This window comes from Clostridium acetireducens DSM 10703, from assembly GCF_001758365.1.
GTDB classification, from domain to species: domain Bacteria; phylum Bacillota; class Clostridia; order Clostridiales; family Clostridiaceae; genus Clostridium_C; species Clostridium_C acetireducens.
Map to the genome: position 1 here is coordinate 25,060 of NZ_LZFO01000015.1, position 18,714 is coordinate 43,773.

At 27.6% G+C, this 18,714-nt stretch carries 17 protein-coding genes, 5 tRNA genes, 1 riboswitch and 2 other annotated features (1 of these 25 only partly in view); of the genes, 18 read left to right on the forward strand and 4 right to left on the reverse strand.

Features of this window, described 5'->3' with window-relative positions:
• Positions 1–108 precede the first annotated feature (108 nt).
• The 3 genes from pdaB (at position 109) to CLOACE_RS06305 (ending at position 2,329) form a co-directional block, all read left to right on the forward strand.
• Entirely contained in the window at positions 109–861 is a 753-nt protein-coding gene (gene pdaB, locus CLOACE_RS06295; RefSeq protein WP_070110261.1) for a polysaccharide deacetylase family sporulation protein PdaB, read from the forward strand.
• A gap of 165 nt (positions 862–1,026) precedes the next feature.
• Positions 1,027–1,530, forward strand: a complete 504-nt coding sequence (locus CLOACE_RS06300) for a hypothetical protein (RefSeq protein WP_070110262.1) — start codon at positions 1,027–1,029, stop codon at positions 1,528–1,530.
• 73 nt (positions 1,531–1,603) lie between these two features.
• Positions 1,604–2,329 carry a single-stranded DNA-binding protein gene (locus CLOACE_RS06305; protein ID WP_070110263.1) on the forward strand — a complete coding sequence of 242 codons (726 nt, stop codon included), beginning with the start codon at positions 1,604–1,606 and terminating at the stop codon, positions 2,327–2,329.
• A gap of 44 nt (positions 2,330–2,373) precedes the next feature.
• On the opposite strand, the gene dapB is transcribed toward CLOACE_RS06305, so the two are convergent.
• From dapB to CLOACE_RS06320, 3 genes are all read right to left on the reverse strand, one after another.
• Positions 2,374–3,123: a 4-hydroxy-tetrahydrodipicolinate reductase gene (gene dapB, locus CLOACE_RS06310; RefSeq protein ID WP_070110264.1), complete on the reverse strand. Its 750-nt coding sequence runs from the start codon at positions 3,121–3,123 to the stop codon at positions 2,374–2,376.
• A 79-nt stretch (positions 3,124–3,202) separates the two neighbouring features.
• Entirely contained in the window at positions 3,203–4,084 is an 882-nt protein-coding gene (gene dapA / locus CLOACE_RS06315) for a 4-hydroxy-tetrahydrodipicolinate synthase (RefSeq protein WP_070110265.1), read from the reverse strand.
• An 81-nt stretch (positions 4,085–4,165) separates the two neighbouring features.
• A complete protein-coding gene (locus CLOACE_RS06320) occupies positions 4,166–5,161 on the reverse strand; it encodes an aspartate-semialdehyde dehydrogenase (protein ID WP_070110266.1) in 996 nt (331 codons plus the stop codon).
• A gap of 112 nt (positions 5,162–5,273) precedes the next feature.
• A riboswitch (Lysine riboswitch) is annotated at positions 5,274–5,446 on the reverse strand.
• 405 nt (positions 5,447–5,851) lie between these two features.
• Here CLOACE_RS06320 and CLOACE_RS06325 point away from each other — a divergent pair.
• From CLOACE_RS06325 to CLOACE_RS06385, 13 genes are all read left to right on the forward strand, one after another.
• Positions 5,852–7,540: a peptide ABC transporter substrate-binding protein gene (locus CLOACE_RS06325; protein ID WP_070110267.1), complete on the forward strand. Its 1,689-nt coding sequence runs from the start codon at positions 5,852–5,854 to the stop codon at positions 7,538–7,540.
• Between the two features lie 87 nt (positions 7,541–7,627).
• Positions 7,628–8,563 (forward strand): ABC transporter permease, encoded by a 936-nt coding sequence (locus tag CLOACE_RS06330; protein WP_070110268.1) that lies wholly within the window; start codon positions 7,628–7,630, stop codon positions 8,561–8,563.
• 11 nt (positions 8,564–8,574) lie between these two features.
• Positions 8,575–9,492 (forward strand): ABC transporter permease, encoded by a 918-nt coding sequence (locus CLOACE_RS06335; protein ID WP_070110269.1) that lies wholly within the window; start codon positions 8,575–8,577, stop codon positions 9,490–9,492.
• A gap of 13 nt (positions 9,493–9,505) precedes the next feature.
• Positions 9,506–10,525 (forward strand): ABC transporter ATP-binding protein, encoded by a 1,020-nt coding sequence (locus tag CLOACE_RS06340; RefSeq protein WP_070110270.1) that lies wholly within the window; start codon positions 9,506–9,508, stop codon positions 10,523–10,525.
• On the forward strand, positions 10,526–11,482 hold the full coding sequence (locus CLOACE_RS06345; protein WP_070110271.1) for an ABC transporter ATP-binding protein: 957 nt from the start codon (positions 10,526–10,528) through the stop codon (positions 11,480–11,482). It begins immediately after the preceding gene.
• 458 nt (positions 11,483–11,940) lie between these two features.
• Complete coding sequence (locus CLOACE_RS06350; protein WP_070110272.1) at positions 11,941–12,204, forward strand: alpha/beta-type small acid-soluble spore protein; 264 nt, start codon at positions 11,941–11,943, stop codon at positions 12,202–12,204.
• Positions 12,205–12,276: 72 nt separating this feature from the next.
• Entirely contained in the window at positions 12,277–13,017 is a 741-nt protein-coding gene (locus CLOACE_RS06355; protein ID WP_070110273.1) for a class I SAM-dependent DNA methyltransferase, read from the forward strand.
• Between the two features lie 23 nt (positions 13,018–13,040).
• On the forward strand, positions 13,041–13,922 hold the full coding sequence (gene hslO / locus CLOACE_RS06360) for an Hsp33 family molecular chaperone HslO (RefSeq protein ID WP_070110274.1): 882 nt from the start codon (positions 13,041–13,043) through the stop codon (positions 13,920–13,922).
• Positions 13,923–13,986: 64 nt separating this feature from the next.
• Positions 13,987–14,062 (forward strand) — tRNA-Val (locus tag CLOACE_RS06365).
• Between the two features lie 25 nt (positions 14,063–14,087).
• Positions 14,088–14,164, forward strand: a tRNA-Asp gene (locus tag CLOACE_RS06370).
• 3 nt (positions 14,165–14,167) lie between these two features.
• Positions 14,168–14,243, forward strand: a tRNA-Phe gene (locus CLOACE_RS06375).
• A gap of 7 nt (positions 14,244–14,250) precedes the next feature.
• Positions 14,251–14,325 (forward strand) — tRNA-Gly (locus CLOACE_RS06380).
• Positions 14,326–14,328: 3 nt separating this feature from the next.
• Positions 14,329–14,403 (forward strand) — tRNA-Cys (locus tag CLOACE_RS06385).
• 45 nt (positions 14,404–14,448) lie between these two features.
• Here CLOACE_RS06385 and CLOACE_RS06390 read toward each other — a convergent pair.
• Positions 14,449–15,147: a DUF6873 family GME fold protein gene (locus tag CLOACE_RS06390; RefSeq protein WP_070110275.1), complete on the reverse strand. Its 699-nt coding sequence runs from the start codon at positions 15,145–15,147 to the stop codon at positions 14,449–14,451.
• A gap of 148 nt (positions 15,148–15,295) precedes the next feature.
• Here CLOACE_RS06390 and ytxC point away from each other — a divergent pair, with 148 nt between their 5' ends.
• Together ytxC and thrS are read left to right on the forward strand one after the other, a co-directional pair.
• Positions 15,296–16,192, forward strand: a complete 897-nt coding sequence (gene ytxC, locus CLOACE_RS06395; protein ID WP_070110276.1) for a putative sporulation protein YtxC — start codon at positions 15,296–15,298, stop codon at positions 16,190–16,192.
• A gap of 101 nt (positions 16,193–16,293) precedes the next feature.
• Positions 16,294–16,524 (forward strand) — a binding site (T-box leader).
• A 160-nt stretch (positions 16,525–16,684) separates the two neighbouring features.
• Positions 16,685–18,595, forward strand: a complete 1,911-nt coding sequence (gene thrS / locus CLOACE_RS06400) for a threonine--tRNA ligase (RefSeq protein ID WP_070110277.1) — start codon at positions 16,685–16,687, stop codon at positions 18,593–18,595.
• 56 nt (positions 18,596–18,651) lie between these two features.
• Positions 18,652–18,714, forward strand: a sequence feature (ribosomal protein L20 leader region); it runs 68 nt beyond the window's last position.

An 18,714-nucleotide genomic window follows, 5' to 3' on the forward strand; every position in this document is an offset into this window, starting at 1 on the left:
GTAAAGAAGTATTTTCAAATTGTATATAGTTTGTTGAATAAAAAATTATTATCATACTATGATTTATAAATAAATATATATATTAATATATATTATTGAAGGGAGAATTTGCTTGTGAAAAATTATAAAAAAATAATACTATCTTTTTGTCTTCTTTTTATTTCAGCATTAATATCAATTATTATTAACTATAAAAATACAGGAGTATTTTTAAATGTAAAAAAAAGATTACCTATATATTGTGTAGATGTAAAAGATAAAAAACTAGCTATGTCTTTTAATGCCAGCTGGGGTAAAGATAATACTATAAAAATATTAAATATACTTGATAAATATGATGTAAAAGCTACATTTTTTTTAGTTGGAGGTTGGATTGATGAGCATGAAAATGAAGTTAAAGAAATTTATAAAAGAGGTCATGAAATAGGCAATCATTCTAATATGCATCCAGATATGACTAAAATATCTAAAGATAAAATAAAACAAGAAATATACATAACGGATGCTAAAATTAGAAAAATTACGGGAAAAAGCAGTAAAGTTTTTAGGTGTCCAGAAGGAGCATATAATAATTTAGTTGTTGACACAGTAGAAGAAATGGGAAACTATTGTATACAATGGGATGTAGATAGTATAGATTGGAAAGAAGAAGATGTTAGTAAAGAATACCATAGAGTGATAGATAAAGCAAAGCCTGGTTCTATAATTTTATTTCATACTTATGCTAAAAATACACCAGAAAATTTACCTAAAATCATTGAAAAGTTGCAAAATAAAGGATACAAGTTTGTTAAAGTAGGAGATTTAATTTACAAAGATAACTATAAAATAGATCATTTAGGGAAACAAATACCTAATTAATAGTAATTAGATTTTTAATATTGTTGAAATGTAATAGCTATTTGTATTATAATGGAAATATAGTATAAAATTCTTAAGAAGGTGGTAAAAAACAAAGGAAAAGTATAAAATAATAACTCCTGTTTAAAATAACTCTAAAGGAATCTTTAAATTGGAGTTGATTTAATGAAAAGTATAGCTATAATAGGTAAAAATAAAGATTTTACTTCAGCATTAATAAGATTATTAAAATTGTTAGAAATAGAATATGAGTTATTTTTTGAAGAAAATATAAGAGGAAATCATTATTATGATTATATTATACTAAATAATAATAGCTGTGCTATTAAAGATAATATTATAAAATTAAGTGGTAAGTATTGTTTTATAAACATGGATAATTCCATAAATTTGAATACAAGTATATTTGCTAATTTAATTACTTATGGATTTGGAAGTAAAAATACTGTTACCGTTTCTAGTATAGAACAGGGTAATTGTCAATTTTTATATTGTTTACAAAGATATTTAAATTATAATAACTTTAAAATGATAGAACCAGAAGAAATAATAGTTAATATATTATTTAAAAATGATGAAGAAATGTATGCATATATGGTGGGAATTACAATGAGTTTAATAGAAGATAAAGAAATTAGTAAAATACAAAGCACAATAGGAAAAATTTAGTAATATTTTAAATACTATTAGAATAAATATATGTTATATAAGTAAATAGAAACTAAGGGAAAGAGGGGTTACAATGGAAAATTTAATGCAGAACAATAAAATTTATTTAGAGGGAGAAGTAATCTCTGAACTTAAATTTAGTCATAAAATGTATGGGGAAGGTTTTTATACATTTAACATTGAAGTTCAAAGATTAAGTGAAAATAGAGATATATTATATGTTACTATATCAGAAAGATTAATTGCAAATATGAATATTGACTTAGGTAGTAAAATAGTAGTAGAAGGACAATTAAGGTCATATAATAAATATGTAGAAGGTTCCAATAGACTTATATTAACTGTGTTTGCTAGGAATATAAAGTTATGTACAGAAAAAAGCAAAAATCCAAATCAAATATATTTAAACGGATTTTTGTGTAAACAACCTGTTTATAGGACAACTCCTTTTGGAAGAGAAATTACAGATATGTTGTTAGCAGTAAATAGACCTTATAATAAATCGGACTATATACCTGTTATAGCTTGGGGCAGAAATGCTAGATTTTGTAAAACTTTAGAAGTTGGTGATAATATAAGAATTTGGGGAAGATTACAAAGTAGAGAATATCAAAAGAGAGTATCTAATACAGAGGTAGTTAAAAAAGTAGCTTATGAGGTATCTATATCTAAAATGGAAAAATTTTCAGATGATAATTCAGATAATAATGATGATTACATATATAAAACAAATGAATCAGTTGATAATATAAAAAGTGAATACTTAGAAGAAATTGATACTATAAAAGAAGAATATTAATTATATTAGAATAGAAAAGTAATAAGAGGATAAAGTGAATCACTTTATCCTCTTATTATGTCATCCATGCAGTATAAACCAGGAGCTTTATTATACATAAATTCACAAGCTTTAAGAGCACCTACAGCAAAAACTTCTCTTGATATTGCTGTATGCTTAATTTCAATAGTTTCACCTTGACCTGCAAATATTACTTCATGTTCTCCTACTATGCTACCTCCTCTTATAGCATGAATACCTATTTTATTGTGGACTTTTTTAGAAGAACCTTCTCTACCATATATAAAACTAGTTTCTTCTTTTATAGAATTTTTTATGGTATTAGCTAAAAGTAATGCTGTTCCACTTGGAGCATCTACCTTTTGGTTATGATGTTTTTCTATAATTTCTATATCATAATTATTGTAAAGTAAATTTGATATATTTTTTAATATATTATTTATAACATTTATTCCAATAGACATATTTGCTGAACGAAATATTGCCAATTCTTTAGAGAAATTTTCTATTTCCTTTAGTTGTTCATCAGAATGACCTGTTGTACATATTATAAGTGGAATATTTTTTAGTTTAGCATAGTCCATTAAATTTTTTAAAGAGTCTGGTCTTGAAAAATCTAATAATACATCTGCATCTATATTACAATCTTTTATATTTGAAAAAACAGGATAGTCTACGCTGGATGTGTTTTTATCAATACCAGCTACTATAGATAAGTTTTCGAATTTTTTTACAGTTTCAGATATAACCTTTCCCATTTTTCCATTGCAACCATTTAATATTATTTTAGTCATTAAAAATACCTCCTGAAAAATATATTTAATTTAAGCCAGCACTTGTTTTATTATGTGCTGGCTTTTAAGTTCAATTACCTTATTTTAAAAGACCATAATCTTTTAATTCATTCTTTAGTACTTGTAAGTTGTTTTCACTCATCTCACAAAGTGGTAAGCGTAGTTTACCTGCATTCATATTTAAAAGATTCATTGCAGTTTTTATAGGTATAGGGTTTGTCTCAATAAATACAGCATTATTTAATGACAAAGTATTTAATTGAATATTCATTGCTTCTTTAACTTTACCATTTAGGTAAAATTCACACATATTGTGAATTTCTTTAGGGATAATATTTGCAAGAACGGATATAACACCTATACCTCCAACAGATAAAATTGGAACTGTTTGATCATCATTACCAGAATAAATATCTAACTTATCCCCACATAAAGCTTTAACTTCAGCTATTTGGCTAATGTTTCCACTAGCTTCTTTTACAGCAACTATATTGTCTAATTCACATAACTCCTTTAAAGTTTTTGGAAGAATATTAAGACCAGTTCTTGAAGGAACATTATATATAATTATAGGAGTTTGTACACTATTTGCTATAGCTTTGTAATGAGCAATAAGACCCTTTTGAGTAGTTTTATTATAGTAAGGAGTTATTATAAGTAAACCATCCACACCTACACTTTCAGCCCATTTACTCATGTTTATAGTTGCAGCAGTATCGTTGCTTCCAGTACCAGCTATTACAGGAATTCTCTTATTAATTACATCTACAGTAAATTTAATAGCTTTTTTTCTTTCGTCTTCTGTCATTGTAGAAGCTTCACCTGTTGTACCACAAATAATAATAGCATCAGTTCCAGATTGAACATGCCATTCAAGTAACTCTTTGAGTTTGTCAAAATCTACACCATTATCGTTAAATGGGGTGACTATAGCAACACCAGAACCTTTAAATAAACTCATATATTATCCCTCTTTCTTAAAAAATATTTTTTATAATATTATTATATTAAACTTTAAGCTTAATGTTTATAAAAATCTTTATTATTTATTTTTTATTATATATTCAGCAATTTCAATTGCATTTGAAGCAGCACCTTTTCTTATGTTATCTGCTACTACCCATAAATTCAAACCACTTTCTACACTAAAATCACGACGAATTCTTCCTACATATACTTCATCATGACCTGCACAATCAACAGGCATAGGATAAACTAAATTGTCTATATCATCCTTTAATTTTATACCTTCAGTATTTTTGTATAAATCAAATATTTCATTTATATCATTGAAATTTTCTTTTAATTCAACATTTATACTTTCGCTATGTCCATAAAATACTGGAACTCTAGCAGTAGTAGCTGTAATTTTTAAATCTTCATCATGGAATATTTTCTTAGTTTCATCTATCATTTTCATTTCTTCTTTAGTGTATCTATTATCTAAGAATACATCTATGTGTGGAATAATATTACCAGCTATAGGATAAGAAAATTTCTTAGGTGATACACCTTCATATCCTTGAATTAAATCATTATAACCTTGAAGTCCAGCTCCAGATACAGCTTGATAAGTAGAATAAACTATTCTTTTTATTCCATACTTATCATATAGAGGTTTTATTGCTACAACTGCTTGTATAGTAGAGCAATTAGGATTTGCTATAATTCCTTTATTGTCCTTTATATCTTCAGGATTTACTTCTGGTACAATTAAAGGAACTTCAGGATCCATTCTCCAAGCACTACTATTATCTATAACCAAAGCATTATATTTTGCAAATATAGGAGCAAATGCTTTACTTACATCTCCACCTGCAGAAAATAATGCAAAATCAATTTTCTTGTTTTTTATATTTTCTTCCTTTAATTCTTCAACTATAATGTTACAATTTTTAAATTTTAAAGTTTTCCCTTCAGATCTTTTAGAAGCAAAAAGATAAAGGGTTTTTATTGGGAAATTTCTTTCTTCTAATACTTCTATGAATTTTCTGCCTACCATTCCAGTAGCTCCAACTACGGCAACATTATAACTCATTTTTTTATGCCTCCTTAAATTTTGTGTTTTGTATATTTTTTTATAATATAAAAATAAATGCAGCAAGGAACACCTATGCTGCATTTTAAACCAATTAAAATTACAACTTTGTGAACCTTATAGCACTCCACCTTTATATTATTGGTGACAGCTTTACACATATTATATGTAAAGCCAGAAAATAATTTTACACATTATTTTCTTCGGCTGTAATTCCTTTCTTTATACATCATTGCCTGTCGACTCCTTATAAATACTCTTAATTACAGCACCTCTACGAGGTACTTTAAATATATTTAATTATTTTAAACAGTATAACATATATTTAAATATATTTCAACTATTTCTATTTTTTTGATTAAAAAATTAGTAATATTTCATTCATATATATATTTAATGTATTATTTAGAATTTTTTAATTTATTCTTAATTTGACAATAATTTGACAATCAAAAAAAATTATGTTAATATGAAAAAAGCATAATTATGAATTTGTGCAACAATTTTTTTTCATAAAAAATTGTTGCAATATTAAAAATACATGTATAACAGAGTAAATAGTTTAAATATGAATTATTTAAATCTAGAAATTACAAATAGTTAATTTAATAAAAAACTGTAACTGGTATCAATAGTTTTAATAATAAAATTATTGATAAATTAATATTTTAAAAATAAGGGGGAATACTTTTGAAAAGCAAAAAAATTCTATCTTTATTAATAACATTTTCTTTATTGGCTACTACAGCTTTATTTGGATGTGGTGGAAGTGATAATAAAGAGGGTACTTCAAAAGGTAATATTGATAAAGATCAATATTTAAATGTAGTTCTTCGCCAGGAACCTAAAAGCTTAGATCCTTCTAAAGCTTCAGATTTATATTCTTCACAAGTAATTGCGGAAATATATGAAGGATTAACTAGAATAGAACAGGATGAGAATGGCAAGGACGTAGTTAAAGCTGCAGGAGCTGAGAAATGGGATATTTCAGAAGATGGACTAACTTGGACTTTCCATTTAAAAGATTACAATTGGTCCGATGGTGAAAAGGTTAAAGCTAAAGATTTTGAATATGGAATAAAAAGAACATTAGATCCAAAGGTTGCTTCAACTTATTCATATCTTTTATATCCTATAAAAGGTGCAGAAGCATACAATAAAAACCAAGGTTCTGCTGATAATGTAGCAGTAAAAGCTATAGATGATAAGACACTTGAAATAAAATTAGAAAAACCTTGTGCTTATTTCTTAAATTTAACATACTTTAAAGTAATGATGCCTCAAAGACAAGATATAGTTGAAAAGTATGAAGGCAAATTTGGTACTGAACCAAATTACATGCTATTTTGTGGTCCGTTTAATATAAAAGAATGGACTCATGGTAATAAGATAGAGTTAGTTAAAAATGATAAGTATTGGGATGCTAAATCAGTAAAATTGGATAAGGTTACTATGAAGATAGTAACGGATGAACAGGCAAGAATGAATGAACTTCTTAATGGTTCTTTGGACTTAGCTTTAGTTACTAAAACTGAGTGGGTAGATAAGTTTGATAAGACAGGAAAATTTGATACTATAAAAAGTTTTGAACCTACAACTAATTACATATTCTTTAACCAAAAAGAAAAAGTATTTAGTAATGCAAAGGTAAGAAAAGCTTTTTCAGTTGCTTTAGATAGAGAAGATATTGCTAAAACAGTATATAGAGGACTTGACGCTCCAGCATATGCTTGGTGTCCTCCAACATTGCTAATTGGTAATGATGAGTTTAGAAATAAAGTAAATTCAGAGCCTGCTAAAAAATTAAAACAAGAAAATCCAGATGCAAAGAAATTATTAATTGAAGGATTAAAAGAACTGGGAATGGATGAAGATCCAAGTAAATTATCTATAACTTTTTCAGTAGGTGGTACAGATGCTCGTGATAGAGAAGTAGCTGAATATTATCAACAAGTTTATAAAAAAGTTTTAGGCATTGATTTAAAAATAGACTATTCTCAATGGGCAGTATTTTTGGAAAATGTACAAAGTTTAAAATATCAAATGGGTATGATGGCTTGGAGTGGAGATTATAATGATCCTATGACAGAATTTGATTTATGGATAACAGGATCAGGAATGATTCCAACAGGTTGGTCAAATCCTAAGTATGATGAATTAATAAATAAAGCTGCTTCTTTACCAAAAGAAAAGAATGATGAAAGAGCTAAATTATTTGCTGAAGCAGAAAAAATATTAATTTATGATGATGCAACCGTAGCTCCAACTACTTATAGAAAGAAATCAATGTATAAACATAAATATGTTAAAGGCTTAATGGTTCCTTTATTTGGTTCAGAAATGGATTTAAAATACGCTTATACTGAAGGAAGAAAATAATATATTTTTAAAATATACAGCAGAGTCTTTGTAGACTCTGCTGTATGATTTATACATACATTCATGGATATTTTTGGAGGGGTAAAAATGCTCAAATTTTTATTAAAGAGAATAGGATATATGATAATTACATTATGGGTAGTAATAACAGTTACTTTCATGTTGATGCATTCTATTCCTGGAGATCCACTAGCGTCAGAAGCAAAAAACTTGCCACCACAGGTTAAGAAAAACTTTTATGCTACTTATGGATTGGATAAGCCTCCTATAGAACAATATAAAATATATTTAAAAAATATTGTTACTGAAGGAGATTTAGGAGAATCTATAAAGTTTCCAGGAAGAAGTGTAAAAGATACAATAAAAAATAGATTTCCTATATCAGGAAAACTAGGAATACAAGCTATAGCATTAGGATTTATAATGGGATCAATATTAGGGATAATTGCTTCTTTTAATAGAAATAAATGGCCTGATTATATAGTAATGTTTGTAGCTTTAATAGGTGTATCTATTCCTAACTTTGTATTTGCTGCTTTGTTACAATGGCTTTTTACAGTTAAGTTCCAAATATTGCCTACCACAGGATGGGGTGGCTTTAAGTATACTATATTGCCTACTTTAGCTTTAAGTTTAAGTTCTTTAGCTATGTATGCTAGATATATGAGAAATAATTGTTTAGATGTAATTAATCAAGATTACATTTTAACTGCTAAAGCTAAAGGTGTTTCTAAATTTGCATTGGCGTGGAAACATATTATAAGAAATGCTATACTTCCTGCTGTAACGGTATTAGGACCTCAGATAGCAGGAATAATGGTAGGGTCTTTTGTTATAGAGAGTATATTTGGTATACCAGGATTAGGAGACTATTTTGTATCTTCTATTAATAATAGGGATTTTACAATGATAATGGGATTAACTATTTTTATTGCAAGTTTATATATGATTTCATTAATAATAGTTGACTTATTATATGCATTAATAGATCCAAGGATTAGAATAACGGGAGAAGAGAAATAGGAGGAAGAAGTATGACTGAATTAAGTAAGGAAAAGTTTAAAATAATAGGGTGTGAAAATTTTAATTCAGAACAAATTACAAGACCAAACATGAGTTATTGGCAGGATGCTTGGAGAAGACTAAAGCAAAATAAAGTGGCAGTATTATCTTTAGTTATACTTATAATAGTTACTATTATGACTATAATAGGTCCCAGTCTAACTCCTTTTAAATATTCAGAAACTAATTCTAGTATTATAAATTTAAAACCTAATGCTCAACATTGGTTTGGAACAGATAGTTTAGGAAGAGATATATTTGCAAGAGTTTGGATTGGTGGAAGAGTATCAATAATTATAGGAATTTTAGGAACTCTAATAGAAACAGTAGTTGGTGTTATATACGGAGGAATATCAGGGTATTTCGGTGGTCTTGTAGATGACATAATGATGAGAATTGTAGAAGTACTTATGAGTATTCCGTATTTAATGATTGTTATACTTATATCGTTAATACTTGGAAAAGGTATGTTTGCGTTAATTTTAGCTATGACTATAACAGGATGGTGTGGAATGGCTAGAATTATAAGAGGACAAATTCTTCAAATAAAGGAGCAGGAATTTGTTCTTGCAGCACAGGCTCTAGGAGCAAAGCCTTTAAGAATAATATTGAAACATTTAATACCAAATACTTTAGGTGTTATGATAGTTTATATTACTTTAGATGTACCAAGTTTTATATTTGGGGAAGCTTTTTTAAGTTTTATAGGATTAGGAATACAATCTCCTCAAACTAGTTGGGGAGCTTTAGCTGCTACAGCACAGCAAAATTTAATGTTTTATCCTTATCAGTTATTTTTCCCATCATTAATGATAAGTTTAACAATGTTGGCTTTTAACCTTTTAGGTGACGGTTTGCGAGACGCTCTTGATCCTAAGTTACGTCAATAAAGGAGAGATAATAATGGAAAAAGTACTTGATGTAAAAAATCTAAGGGTTTCATATCATACTTATGCTGGTGAAGTTCAATCGGTAAGAGGAGTAGATTTTCATTTATGTAAGGGTGAAACTTTAGCTATAGTTGGAGAATCAGGATGTGGAAAAACAGTTACTGCAAAAGCTATTATGAAATTAATACAACAGCCACCAGGTGAAATAAAAGAAGAGTCTAAAATTGTATTTAATGGAAAAGATGTATTAGAAATGTCAGAGAAAGAATTAATGAAATTAAGAGGAGCAGATATAAGTATGATATTTCAGGATCCTATGACTTCTCTTAATCCAACTATGAAAGTAGGTAAACAAATAGCTGAAAGTTTAATTATACATAGAGGAATGAGCAAAAAAGATGCTTTTAAAGAAGCAATAAGAATATTGCAAATGGTAAATATACCTAATGCAGAAAAAAGAGCTAATCAATATCCTCATGAATTTTCTGGAGGTATGAGACAAAGGGTAATGATAGCTATAGCCTTAGCTTGTAATCCTAAAATATTAATAGCAGATGAACCTACTACAGCTTTAGATGTTACTATACAAGCTCAAATATTAGATCTTATAAAGGAGCTTCAAAGAAAGCTTAATACAGCGGTTATAATGATTACACATGATTTAGGAGTAGTAGCAGATATTGCTCATAGGATACAAGTTATGTATGCTGGAAAAATAATTGAAAGAGGAAGCACAGAAGAAATATTTTATAATGCACAGCATCCTTATACATGGGCGTTACTTCAATCAGTACCAAGGTTAGACACTAAACATAAAAATAAATTATATTCCATTTATGGAACACCTCCAGATTTAATTAAACCTCCTGTTGGATGTGCTTTTGCATCTAGATGTAAGTATTGTATGTCTATATGTAAAGAGCAATTGCCAGAAGTTACCCAGATGTCTAAAACTCATGAAGTTTCATGTTGGCTTAAGCATCCATCAGCACCAAAGGTAGAAAATCCTATAATAGCAGGAGGGGAATATTAAATGGGTGGTAAGAACTTAATTGAAGTAAAAAATTTAAAGAAATATTTTAAAGTTGGGAAAAACTCTGTACTAAAAGCAGTAGATGATGTAAGTTTTAATATAAAAAGAGGAGAAACTTTAGGTCTTGTAGGCGAATCAGGATGTGGAAAAACTACTTGTGGAAGAACTATATTAGGATTATATGCGGCTACTAGTGGTCAAGTTTTATTTAATGGTTCAGATATACACAAATTAGATAAAAAGAAAAAAATAGAATTTACTAAAAAAGCTCAAATAATATTTCAAGACCCATATGCATCTTTAAATCCTAGAATGACTATAGGAGATATTATAGGAGAAGGTATAGATATTCATAATTTATATAAAGGCAAAGAAAGAATGGAGAAAATATATAAATTATTGCAAGTTGTAGGACTTAATAAAGAGCATGTTTCTAGATTTCCTCATGAGTTTTCGGGCGGACAAAGACAAAGAATAGGAATTGCTAGAGCATTAGCTATTGAACCTGAGTTTATAGTGTGTGATGAGCCTATATCAGCTTTAGATGTTTCTATACAAGCTCAAGTAGTAAATTTATTAATAAGACTGCAAGAAGAATTTAAATTAACTTATTTATTTATAGCACATGATTTATCTATGGTAAAACATATATCAGATAGAGTAGGGGTTATGTATTTAGGAACTATGGTTGAACTAGCAGATAGTAAAGAGTTATATGATAAACCATTACATCCTTATACTAAGGCACTGCTTTCAGCTATACCTATACCAGATCCAAACATTGCTAAAAATAAAGAAAGAATTATGTTAGAAGGTGAAGTACCTAGTCCAATTAATCCTAATCCAGGATGTAGATTTGCAAGTAGATGTGCTTATGCTAAAGATGAATGTTTTAAATCAAGACCTGAATTTAAAGAAGTAGATAAAAATCATTTTGTAGCCTGTCATCTAATTTAACAAAGAAGTCAGAAGAAATTTTCTTTTGGTTTGGATTCTTTTATACATTAGGTTGTTGAATAAAAAATGCTTGAGATAACTTGCAAATAAAAAATAATTAAAAATAATAAGCAAAGAGACATAAAGAAAGTTTGTAACTAATCTGAATGAATTTTAGAGACTCTTAGAATAAAAAATAAAAAAACTCCGTAATTCATCACAGGACGTGATGAGCCAATTTCCGCCCCAAGGACGGGGCATAAATTGGGTAGGAGTTTTTTTATTTTTTATTCTTAGAGTCTCTTAATGAAATGACTTAGTTACAAACTTTCTTTATGTCTCTTTGCTTATTATTTTTAATTATTTTTTATTTGCAAGTTATCTCAAGCATTTTTTATTCAACAACCTAATGTATAAAATATTATATATAAGTAAAACATAATATATAATATTTAATTTATGATTTTGGAGGGATGAGCATGGGAAAAACACCATTAAAAAAAGTAATAAAAGCTAAACTAAAGGCTAATAAAGAGTTGACAGAAATGGAAAAGTTAAGAGAAAAGATTAAATATGAAATAGCAGAGGAATTAGGATTAAAAGAAAAAGTAGATAAATATGGATGGAGTGGATTAACAGCAGAAGAAACAGGAAGAATAGGAGGATTTATGACTAAAAAAAAGAAAGAATTAAATATTCCTAAAAATGAAATTATACAAAAAACTGAAGAAAAAAACAGTTAATTTATTGACTTATGATCTAAAAATATATATTATTCTTAATGAAGTATAAATTATTTTATTAGGAGAAAAGCTATGCAATGTTATAAAGAATTTGCTTATATATATGATAAGCTTATAAAAGAAGATATAGACTATAAAAAATGGGCTAATGTAATAATAGATATATGTGAAAAGTTTAATATAGAAAAAAGAAATTATTTAGACTTGGCTTGTGGTACAGGGAACATTACAATTGAAATAGGTAAAAAATTTTTCAATACATGGGGAATAGATCTATCTGCAGATATGCTTACAGAAGCAGATAGCAAGTTAAGAAAACAAGGATTAAAAGCTAAATTTGTATGTTCTGATATATGTGATTTTAAATTAAATAGACAATTCAATCTTATAACTTGCTGTCTTGATTCAATTAATTATATATTAGAAGAAGATAGTATAAGCAAGTTATTTTGCAATGTGTATAATCATTTAAAAGATGATGGTATATTTATTTTTGATATAAATTCTTATTATAAGTTAACAGAAATACTTGGCAATAATACTTTTAATTATGAAGATGATAGTATAGTTTATATATGGGATAATTATAAAGAAGAAGATACTATATATATGTATTTAACATTTTTTATAAAGGAAGGAGAACTTTATAGAAGATTTGATGAAGAACATGTGGAAAGAGCTTATAAAGAATATACAATAGATTACTTATTAAAAAAGAATAATTTAAATATATTATATAAATTAGAAAATTATCAATGTAAAAAAATAAAAGAGAATACCGAAAGAGTAGTCTATGTTGTAAAAAAAGGATAAAATTTTATTTAGGAGGCATTAATATGGAAGATAAATTAGTACATGCTATTGCTAAAAATGGAGATATAAGAATAATTGGAGCAACAACTACAAATTTAGTAAATAAGGGTGTTAGTATACATAAATGTGCTGCTACAGCAGCAGCGGCATTGGGAAGAATGCTTACGGGTGGATTACTTATGGGTTCTATGCTAAAATCTGAAAATGATAAAGTAACAATTCAAATATTAGCAGATGGAATAGCTAGGGATATAGTAGTTACTGCATACCCAGATGGTCATGTAAAGGGATATATAGCAAATCCCTTAGCAGATTTACCTTTAAATAGTAAAGGTAAATTAGATGTAGCTGGTATAGTAGGAAAAAACGGAAATCTTTTAGTAATAAAAGATATGGGACTTAAAGAACCTTATGTAGGTCAAGTACCTATATATACTGGAGAAATAGGAGATGACTTAGCTTATTATTTTACAGTTTCTGAACAAACTCCTTCTGCAGTAGGGCTAGGTGTATTGGTAGATACTGATTTATCAATAAAAGCTTCAGGAGGATTTATAATTCAAATGATGCCTGGTGCAGATGAACTTTTAGCAGATTTAGTTACATATAGATTACAGGAACTAAATTCTATAACTGAACTAATAAATAAAGGAATGGATATAAAAGAAATATTAGAGTTAATATTTAAAGATATGGATTTAAAAATATTAAATGAAAGTATGCCTTTATATAAATGTAATTGCAGTAGGGAAAAAGTTATAAAAGCACTAATAAGCATTGGAAAAGAAGAATTACAAAAAATATATAATGATAATAAGGAAGAAGAACTTCAGTGTCATTTTTGTAATAAAAAATATAAATTTACCCATGATGAAATAGGTAGTATATTAGAGGATATAAAATAATACCTTAAAAATACATTGACAAAAATTAATATACTATATATAATATAATATGTGGTTAGGGCATGGGCGCATAGCTCAGCTGGGAGAGCATCTGCCTTACAAGCAGGGGGTCACAGGTTCGAGCCCTGTTGTGCCCACCACAGGGAAGAAAATAAACATGTATGTGGCCTGGTGGCTCAGATGGTTAGAGTGCCGGCCTGTCACGCCGGAGGTCGAGGGTTCGATCCCCTTCCAGGTCGCCATTTGGCTGGATAGCTCAGTCGGTAGAGCAGAGGACTGAAAATCCTCGTGTCCCTGGTTCGATTCCTGGTCCAGCCACCACATGTTTGCGGGAGTGGCTCAGTGGTAGAGCGTCACCTTGCCAAGGTGAACGTCGCGAGTTCGAATCTCGTCTTCCGCTCCATAGGGCGCTATAGCCAAGTGGTAAGGCAAAGGTCTGCAAAATCTTCATTCCCCGGTTCAAATCCGGGTGGCGCCTCCATTAAAGAGTATTGTAATTTTACAATACTCTTTTTTATTTAGCAAATTATATATTTAATATACTTCCTCTATCAATTAATTTACCTTTCTTTAAAAAAAAAGGTTCTACATTATGTTTTTTTAAAAAATCAATAACATCTTTTTTATAAATGTAATAATCTAAGTTTCCAAAAAAAGCCATCAAATTTTCTTCTATTAAACCACAACACCCTCCTATAAAACCGTAATTTAATCCTGGAAGAAGTATATCACCAGGAGGAAGTAATAATACATCCATACCTTCTTTATTTAAAGCATTAGCAATACCTAAATCGCTAGTCATGAAAGCATTATTTTTTACTATAGCAGTAGAACATTTTGTATATCCTTGATTTACATTTAATAATTTTTTATTTTTTAAATTAGTCAGTATGCTATTATCAGTATATTTCAAATTGTGCATAAAAAAATTATCTGTATTAACTGCATTTAAAATAATGTCTTTTGGATATTTTGATTCTAAATTATTTTTTGAAAAAATTACATTTACATTTTGAGATTTTATTAAATGTAAAAAATTAATATCTATATCTTTATGAACTATTAATTTATTTTTTTCTAATACTTGAATTTGAATATCAGGATGACCACAAATAGCATTATATAAATTTTTAAAAGCAGGGCATAATAATATTTTGCATCCTAATTTTTTTAAGTTTTCTATTTCTACATTAGAAGTTCTATAATCAACAATTACAGTTTTCATTTATATATCTCCTTTACTATTGTTTATAGATATTTTAAATTTCATAAAATATATTGTCAATAAAATAAATATGTATAGTATGAAATAAAAATATTGTATACTCATTAAATTTAAACATATACTATTTTAAAGAAAGGGGTGTTTTGTATTGTTATTATATACTCTAATACATGAAAATAGAAAAAATTTAATAAAAAAACTAGAAGAGTTGCAAAAGCACCTTCAAGATAAGGATACTTTTATAAGAATTGAAGATAATGTTGAAGGAAAAGTATATTTTATTGATATATATTGTGAGTATAATAAATTAAGTGATAAAGAACATAAACTGTTTAATTTTTATATAGCAAATGTAATATATGAAGAAATAATAGAAGAATATTGTATCTGCAAATTAAAAAAACTTTTGTTAGATACATATTTTTTTCTAAAGCACAGTGAAATTGAAGATATATGTAAACTGGCAGAAGGTGTATTTAAAAATAATAATTTTATAATTGAAGAAGATAAATTATATTTTATAAGTAAAAAGAATAAAATAATTAATAAAATAATGAAGTGCCTTACGGAAAATAATGAATTTAATATAAAAGGATTTGTAACTTTTAGAAAAAATGAAATTATTTATGATTTAGAAAGTATGGTAGATAAATTAGTAGAAGACTATATGATAGAGAAAGAGTACAACGAATTTATAAAGTTGCTAAAGTATTTTGTTGAATTAGAAGAAAGTAAATTAAACGAAGTTAATATAATAGTTTTAGATAGTGGAGAATATTTAATTAAAGATGAAATAGGAAAGGATATAACATTTAATTTATTAGATAATATAAGTTATAAAGATTTATCTGAGGGAATAAGTTTTGATGATACTCTTATAAGTTTATTAATTACTAATTCACCTAAAAAAATAATAATACACCATTCTAAAAATTTTAAGAATCAAGAATTATTAAATACTATAGTAAAAGTATTCGAAAATAAAGTACATTTTTGTAATGATTGTGAAATATGTAAAGATAAAGCATTGTATGTAAAAATTTAACTTAATAATAAAATAAAATTTTTAATTTTATTTAAAAAAACTATTGACATATTAAAATCTTAATACTATAATGAATATCAAGATAAGTTAATAAAGTTTAAAAAAAGACAATGATGAAGGAAGAGTAAATAGTTTACTGTTTTTAGAGAGAGAAATTCATCGGCTGAAAGATTTCTTAAACAAGTATTATTGAAAACCACCTTCTAGTTGAATGCTGAATTTTAAGTAAGCATATCCGCTAATAAAGCGTTAAATTTAATCAAAGAGGGTAGTGTTATTATGAATTAAATACTATCAACTTGGGTGGAACCGCGAATATACTCGTCCCAATATTGAGGACGAGTTTTTTTGTTTTATAAAAATAAAAAAAGTTAAGGCCTTACTAGTTAAAAAAGGGTATAAGTTTCAACTATGGTATATTTGGGTGTAAATGGTAACAATAATAATTTGAAAATTTAGAATATTCAGAAAATATAATAGGAGGTAAATATTATGATAAAAATAAAAGTAAATGGTAAAGAATTAGAAATTGAAAAAGGAGCTAACATAGGGGAAATCGCTAAAAAAATTAGTCCAGCTTTATATAAGAAAGCTTTAGGTGCTAAATTAAATGATGAAGTAGTTGAATTGGAGAGAGAAGTTAATGAAGAGTGTGAAATTGAAATATTAACATTTGATAATCAAGAAGGAAGAGATATATTAAGACATACAGCTTCACATATATTGGCTCAAGCTGTTAAAAGATTATATCCAGATGTAAAACTTGCTATAGGACCATCAATTGAAGACGGATTTTATTATGATTTTGATGCAGAATTTAAGTTTTCACCAGAAATGTTAGAAAAATTAGAAGATGAAATGTATAAAATAGTAAAAGAAGATATTGCTTTAGAAAGAATGGAATTACCAAGAGAAGAAGCTATCAAATTAATGAAAGAAAAATGTGAAGATTATAAAGTTGAGCTTATAGAAGATTTACCAGAAGATGCAATAATATCATTTTATAAGCAAGGAGATTTTATAGATTTATGTGCAGGTCCTCATCTTCCATCAACAGGTAAAATTAAAGCTATAAAATTACTTTCATTAGCAGGTGCTTATTGGAGAGGTAATGAAAATAACAAGATGCTACAAAGAATATATGGAACAGCATTTATGAAAAAGAGTGAACTTGAAGAGCATCTAAAATTATTAGAAGAAGCTAAAAAGAGAGATCATAGAAAATTAGGTAAGGAGCTTGATTTATTTAGTATACATGAAGAAGGACCAGGATTCCCATTTTTCCATCCTAAAGGAATGATTGTTAGAAATACATTAGAGTCCTTCTGGAGAGATGAACATGAAAAAGCAGGATATGACGAAATAAGAACTCCTCTTATATTAAATGAAGCATTATGGCATAAATCAGGACATTGGGATCATTATAAAGAAAATATGTATTTTACAAAAATAGATAATGAAGCATATGCTATAAAACCTATGAACTGTCCAGGTGGAATATTAATTTATAACAATTCATTACGTTCATATAAAGAGTTGCCATTAAGATTGTCAGAGCTTGGAATAGTGCATAGACATGAACTTTCAGGTGCATTACATGGATTAATGAGAGTTAGATGTTTTACTCAAGATGATGCTCATATATTCATGACAAAAGAACAAATAAAGGATGAAATCATAGGAGTTATTAAATTAGAAGATAAATTCTATAAATTATTTGGATTTGATTACTCAGTAGAATTATCTACAAGACCAGAAGATTCAATGGGAAGCGATGAAGAATGGGAAGCAGCTACTAATGGATTAATTGATGCGTTAAAAGAAGTAGGAATCGAATATAGATTAAATGAAGGAGATGGAGCATTCTATGGTCCTAAGATAGACTTCCATTTAAAAGATTGTATAGGAAGAACTTGGCAATGTGGAACTATTCAATTAGACTTCCAAATGCCAGAAAGATTTGATTTAGCTTATATAGGAGCAGACGGAGAAAAACACAGACCAGTAATGGTTCATAGAACTATATATGGAAGTATAGAAAGATTTATAGGAATATTAATAGAACAGTATGCAGGAGCATTCCCTGTATGGCTTGCACCAGTTCAAGTTAAAATTATGAATATTACAGATAATCAAAGTGAATATGCACAAAAAATTGCAAAAGAATTACGTGATAATGGAATAAGGGTAGAAATGGATTTAAGAAATGAAAAAATAGGATATAAAATAAGAGAAGCACAACTTCAAAAGGTTCCTTATATGATAGTATTAGGTGACAAAGAAATGAAAGAAGGAAAGGTTGCTGTAAGAGCTAGAAAAGATGGAGATCTAGGACAAATGAATATAAGTGAATTTATTGCAAAAATTAAAGATGAAATAGAAAAAAAAGTTAGTGATATTTAATAAAATATATTGACAATAATAAAGTATAATAGTACAATATACTTTGTGTGATAATTGTATTTAAGTAGAAACCAGCCGTTTCTCACCTTACAGCTAAGGCTAGTAAGGTTAAGTAAATT

Excerpts from the sequence above, each read along its gene's own strand:
- CLOACE_RS06300 (WP_070110262.1), top strand. The coding sequence starts at position 1,027 with ATGAAAAGTATAGCTATAATAGGTAAAAATAAAGATTTTACTTCAGCA.
- CLOACE_RS06305 (WP_070110263.1), top strand. The coding sequence starts at position 1,604 with ATGGAAAATTTAATGCAGAACAATAAAATTTATTTAGAGGGAGAAGTA.
- dapB (WP_070110264.1), bottom strand. The coding sequence starts at position 3,123 with ATGACTAAAATAATATTAAATGGTTGCAATGGAAAAATGGGAAAGGTT.
- dapA (WP_070110265.1), bottom strand. The coding sequence starts at position 4,084 with ATGAGTTTATTTAAAGGTTCTGGTGTTGCTATAGTCACCCCATTTAAC.
- CLOACE_RS06320 (WP_070110266.1), bottom strand. The coding sequence starts at position 5,161 with ATGAGTTATAATGTTGCCGTAGTTGGAGCTACTGGAATGGTAGGCAGA.
- CLOACE_RS06330 (WP_070110268.1), top strand. The coding sequence starts at position 7,628 with ATGCTCAAATTTTTATTAAAGAGAATAGGATATATGATAATTACATTA.
- CLOACE_RS06335 (WP_070110269.1), top strand. The coding sequence starts at position 8,575 with ATGACTGAATTAAGTAAGGAAAAGTTTAAAATAATAGGGTGTGAAAAT.
- CLOACE_RS06340 (WP_070110270.1), top strand. The coding sequence starts at position 9,506 with ATGGAAAAAGTACTTGATGTAAAAAATCTAAGGGTTTCATATCATACT.
- CLOACE_RS06345 (WP_070110271.1), top strand. The coding sequence starts at position 10,526 with ATGGGTGGTAAGAACTTAATTGAAGTAAAAAATTTAAAGAAATATTTT.
- CLOACE_RS06350 (WP_070110272.1), top strand. The coding sequence starts at position 11,941 with ATGGGAAAAACACCATTAAAAAAAGTAATAAAAGCTAAACTAAAGGCT.
- CLOACE_RS06355 (WP_070110273.1), top strand. The coding sequence starts at position 12,277 with ATGCAATGTTATAAAGAATTTGCTTATATATATGATAAGCTTATAAAA.
- hslO (WP_070110274.1), top strand. The coding sequence starts at position 13,041 with ATGGAAGATAAATTAGTACATGCTATTGCTAAAAATGGAGATATAAGA.
- CLOACE_RS06390 (WP_070110275.1), bottom strand. The coding sequence starts at position 15,147 with ATGAAAACTGTAATTGTTGATTATAGAACTTCTAATGTAGAAATAGAA.
- thrS (WP_070110277.1), top strand. The coding sequence starts at position 16,685 with ATGATAAAAATAAAAGTAAATGGTAAAGAATTAGAAATTGAAAAAGGA.